The organism is bacterium (genome assembly GCA_024224155.1).
In the GTDB taxonomy this organism is placed as follows: domain Bacteria; phylum Acidobacteriota; class Thermoanaerobaculia; order Multivoradales; family JAHEKO01; genus CALZIK01.
Window position 1 is genome coordinate 1 of the sequence record JAAENP010000330.1, and the last position, 3,908, is coordinate 3,908.

Consider the following 3,908-nt stretch of genomic DNA (forward strand, 5'->3'; position numbering starts at 1 on the left):
GACGATCTCAAGGCGACCCTGGGGGAGACCTTGTTCGAGGTGCCGCTCGACCTCAAGCCGCAGGCCGAGGAGCTCGGCACCCGCTGTATCGCGCTGCGTTCGGCGCTCGGCGGGCTCAACGATCTCCAGCGGGACATCGACGAAGCCCTGGTCGAAAAGGGCGAAGCCATGAAGGACTACAACAACGTCTTCGTGCGCGTCGCCCGCCAGTTCGAAGACCTGTGCCGCTTCGCCGGCCAGAACGAGCTGGCGGTCAAGGTCCGGCCGTCCACCACCCGGCCGGGCCGCACCGAGCAGGACCCGGACGGCGATTCCTCCGCTCAGGAGGAAGAAGCCAGCGGTGAAGCCGCTGAGGTCGAAGCCGAATCCGAGTCGGCAACCAAGGACTCACCGGCCGGACCGACAGGCGAAGACGCCTCAGCCGTCTGAGCCGCTGACGGCGGGTCGTCTCTCTGGAGGCGGCCCGCCGTTTCGTTGAGGGCGATATCGGTAAACATCTGCATCTGCGCCAGACTGAGGGCGCGATGGGCAGGACTTCGTCCCGGTAGCGGTCGTGGCCGGGCTCGCCCGGGCGCGGGCCGACGAGGTCGAGGCGCAGGGCGTCGATCAGCTGGGAGCGGACTTGTCCGGAGGTAGTCATGGGTCGGCGCCCTCGTCGTCGCTGGTGAGAGCGATCACGGTAATCGATGGGACCGTGATCACGGTATCTGATGGTCGTCCGGCGCAGTGAGGCTTGGCGGAAGGGGAGCGAGTTTCCAACAGAGGTAGTCGAGGTAGTAACCGTCCGGCAGCGGTTGATCGAGTAGCTCTTGGACGACGTGCTGAAAATAGTGCAAGGACCTGATGGTTTGTGGCGGGTCGGTGTCGAGTGTTCGGAAGGTTCGTCTGGAGACGGCGAGTAGCAGTGCTGCGCGGACGGTCGAGATGGGTACTTCCCGCTGGTAGAAGGTCTTGGCGAGGCGTCGGTCGGCGGGCCTTACTCGGCCCGAGGTTCCGGGCGTATCGCGGTAGAGGTCGAGGACCCGTTGGACGTAGTGGTGTTGGTTGTTCATTTGATGCTTTGCTGGGAATGTGCTCGGCCGGCTGGGCGTCGGTTGGGCTGGTTGGCGAAGATCTCGAAGTAGAGTTTCTGGTCGATCTGCGTGAGCTCTCGGCGGGCCGCCATGGCAAGCATCTCGTTGGCCATGGTGGCAAGTACGCGGAGGTTTCCGGCGGCGTGCTCGGTGAGAGTGGTCATGACCTCGGGGGTCATGAGCTGGGGTTGTCCGGCCTGTTCGAGGACGTGCCGCAGCCACTCGAGCAGCTCCTTGGGCGGTAGGTAGTCGAGAGGGAGTCGGACGCGGAGGCGGCTGGCCACGGGCAGCAGCTCGTCGCGGCGCAAGTGCTGGGAAAGACGTTGATCGCCGCACAGGACGACGGTGAGGATGGCTCGCGAGTCAAAGTCGGTGGAGGCAAGGATGCGCAGTTCGGCGAGCACGGAAGGGAGCATCTCCTGGGCTTCGTCGACGAGCAGTATGGGACGATATCGGGTGGCCTCGACGTGGGTGAGCCAGGTCTGGCGCAGGGTCTTGAAGCCGGTCCAGCGATTGTGGGGTGCGAGGGTGACGCCGAAGAGGTCTCCGAGCTCGCGGTAGAAGTCGCCGAGGCTGCTCTGGGGGCGTGTTAGCACCGCGGCGAGGACGTCGGGCTGCGGCTCGAGGTGATGGGCGAGGATGCGCAATGCGACGGACTTGCCGGTACCAGGGTCTCCGGTGATCAGGGCGAAGCCGCCTTCACGCACGAGTTCCTCGATGCGCCAGCAGAAGTGCTCGATCTGGGAGGATCTCCAGAGGGCCTCGGCGGGCACATTGGGCGAGAACGGGTTCCATTTGAGCCCGAAGAGGGCGCGTAGTTTTTGGGTCATGGGTCCTCCTGTGGGATGTAGGCTGGGGGCAGTCCGGTGGCGGCGTAGTCGGCCATCAGTTTCTTGAGCAGCGGCGCGATGCCTGGCGCCTGCGACGGGATCTCTTCGCTCGGTGGCTTCTGGATCGCTCGGCGCACGCCGTTGGCGTTCTTGGTTTTGTCCAGGGGATAGAGGCGCTCGAGCACGGTGCCGGCGTGCTCGTCCAGGAGCCAGACGGAGCGCAGATCCCAGGTGGCGTAGCGGATGTGAAGTTGGCGAAGGTGGCGAAAGCGCGAAGGCACCTCGAAGCGTTTTGCTTCCACGCTGATGGTCCCGTCGCTGCGGCGCTGGATGCGCGTGTGGGCGACAGTAAAGGCGAGGCGCAGCTCACCCTCCGGCGGGCAGGGTCGGACGACGGAGGGTGAGTCGAGCCAGCGGTCCAGAGGCGTCTGCTGGGTCTCGGAGTGAACGCTGCGCTGGTACTCCAGCTCCACCCAGGCCAGGGTAGCGGTGTTGAGCTGCGACAAGCTCAGGTCCGGCTCGCCTTCGAGCATGGCGAGCAGGCGCCCCTCGACCTGAGCCCAGAGGACTTCTTGCTTGCCGTTTTGGTGCGGGCTGTAGGGCAAGGTGGTCTGGTGCAGGATCGACAGGCGCCGCAGGCCCTGGGTGGTCTCGCCGGCCACCATCGCGCTGCCGTTATCCGTCATCAGAGATCGGGGCAGACCGCGCTTGCAGAGGGCCTGGAGCAGACCGTGGATGAGACTCTGTGTCGTCTCTTGGTAGTACCACTGGGCGTGGCACACCAGGCGGGAGTGGTCGTCGAGGATGGCGAGCAGAATAGGCCGGACCCACTGCCCTTGCTCATTGAGGATCTTGCGAGACCCGTGATGGAAGTCCAGGTGCCAGAGCCCGCCGACGTACTCGGCCTCATAGCTGCGCACCTCCCGCGAGGCGTGGCGCTCGCGGGCGCGACGCTCGCCTTCCTTCAGCTCGCGGACCGGCACTCGGCGCTGCTTAGACAGACCCTCAGCGAGCATGTAGCGCCGGAGACTAGCGTAGGAGGGCAGCCGACCCAGGCTCGACTCTTGGCGAATCCGAGTCGCCAAGTTGTCGAGATGAAGCTGATAGCTCCAGCTCGGGTGGTCGCTGTATTGCTGGCGGAGCACGTCTCTCAGCGACACGCTGAGCGCCCACTGCCGGCCGCGGTCGCTGCGGGGCTTGCGCCGCAGTACGCCCACCGGATCCTGGCCCGAGCGTGCTGCGTAGTACCAGCGCTCGATCGTAGATACAGCGAAGCGTACGCTCTCACCGGTGATCGGGTGCTGCCACACTTTCTGCGCCAGTCGCTGGAGCTCTTCGCGCAGCTGACCACGCCCTGGCGGCGAGGCCAGCAAAGGTCCCACGACAGCGAAACGCAGGTGGGCCCAGCGCTCGTGCGATGAAGGTCTGCTCATGAGTCTCTCCTTTCCCGACGCCGGTAGTGGCGCCGTCGAAACGAGACTAAGAGCCCCTCCTGCAGGCATCCAGACGCATCTTCTGCGGGTCTACAGCGAACATCCCCCAGCCTGCTCAGAGCCATGGACTGCTGCTCAGCGGAGCGAGCCATTTCAGCACCGCTGCCACCTGCTCAGCCGTACCCTCAACGCCGGCAAAGGCCTCCAGTAACGAGCCCGGCAACGCTTCCGTCGCCACCGGCTGAGCCCAGCAGCCCCGCGCTGACTGCCAGAACCGACCTGCCGGAAACGTCTCGCGCCACCAACGCCGCCAGCGCAACAGCGTCCGACGGCTCACGCAGAAATGCTCCTCCAGCCGGCTCAATCGCTGTGCCTTCGGACCCTCCCGTAACACGGGCAGCAGCACCACCCACAGCCCGAAGAACACCTTGCGCCCCAAGAACCGCACCGAGGGCGGAGTCGCCCGGCGACGGCAGCCTTCCAACGCGCAGCAGAAACTCGCCCGCAAGGCGAAATCTCTCCCCAGACTTGCAGGCCCGCCGCGTGGCTTGCGCCGATAGCGCGCACTGTGA

General features: G+C 65.7%; 5 protein-coding genes. 1 reads left to right on the forward strand and 4 read right to left on the reverse strand.

Annotated features, from left to right (window positions below; all coding sequences use genetic code 11):
• A partial coding sequence (locus GY769_16965; protein MCP4203613.1) for a hypothetical protein occupies positions 1-429 on the forward strand: 429 nt, incomplete at its 5' end.
• A 269-nt stretch (positions 430-698) separates the two neighbouring features.
• Here the strand turns inward: GY769_16965 and GY769_16970 are convergent.
• The 4 genes from GY769_16970 to GY769_16985 all read right to left on the reverse strand — a co-directional run bounded on the left by GY769_16970 (position 699) and on the right by GY769_16985 (position 3,784).
• The gene (locus GY769_16970; protein ID MCP4203614.1) at positions 699-1,052 is read right to left on the reverse strand and encodes a hypothetical protein; all 354 of its coding nucleotides are present in this window, start codon (positions 1,050-1,052) and stop codon (positions 699-701) included.
• Positions 1,049-1,903 (reverse strand): AAA family ATPase, encoded by an 855-nt coding sequence (locus GY769_16975; protein MCP4203615.1) that lies wholly within the window; start codon positions 1,901-1,903, stop codon positions 1,049-1,051. Before GY769_16975 ends, GY769_16970 begins: the two co-directional genes overlap by 4 nt.
• A complete protein-coding gene (locus GY769_16980; protein ID MCP4203616.1) occupies positions 1,900-3,336 on the reverse strand; it encodes a transposase family protein in 1,437 nt (478 codons plus the stop codon). Before GY769_16980 ends, GY769_16975 begins: the two co-directional genes overlap by 4 nt.
• A 115-nt stretch (positions 3,337-3,451) precedes the next feature.
• Complete coding sequence (locus tag GY769_16985) at positions 3,452-3,784, reverse strand: hypothetical protein (GenBank protein ID MCP4203617.1); 333 nt, start codon at positions 3,782-3,784, stop codon at positions 3,452-3,454.
• Between the last annotated feature and the right edge of the window lie 124 nt (positions 3,785-3,908).

Coding starts and splice junctions, on each gene's coding strand:
- GY769_16975 (MCP4203615.1), bottom strand. CDS start 1,903: ATGACCCAAAAACTACGCGCCCTCTTCGGGCTCAAATGGAACCCGTTC.
- GY769_16980 (MCP4203616.1), bottom strand. CDS start 3,336: ATGAGCAGACCTTCATCGCACGAGCGCTGGGCCCACCTGCGTTTCGCT.
- GY769_16970 (MCP4203614.1), bottom strand. CDS start 1,052: ATGAACAACCAACACCACTACGTCCAACGGGTCCTCGACCTCTACCGC.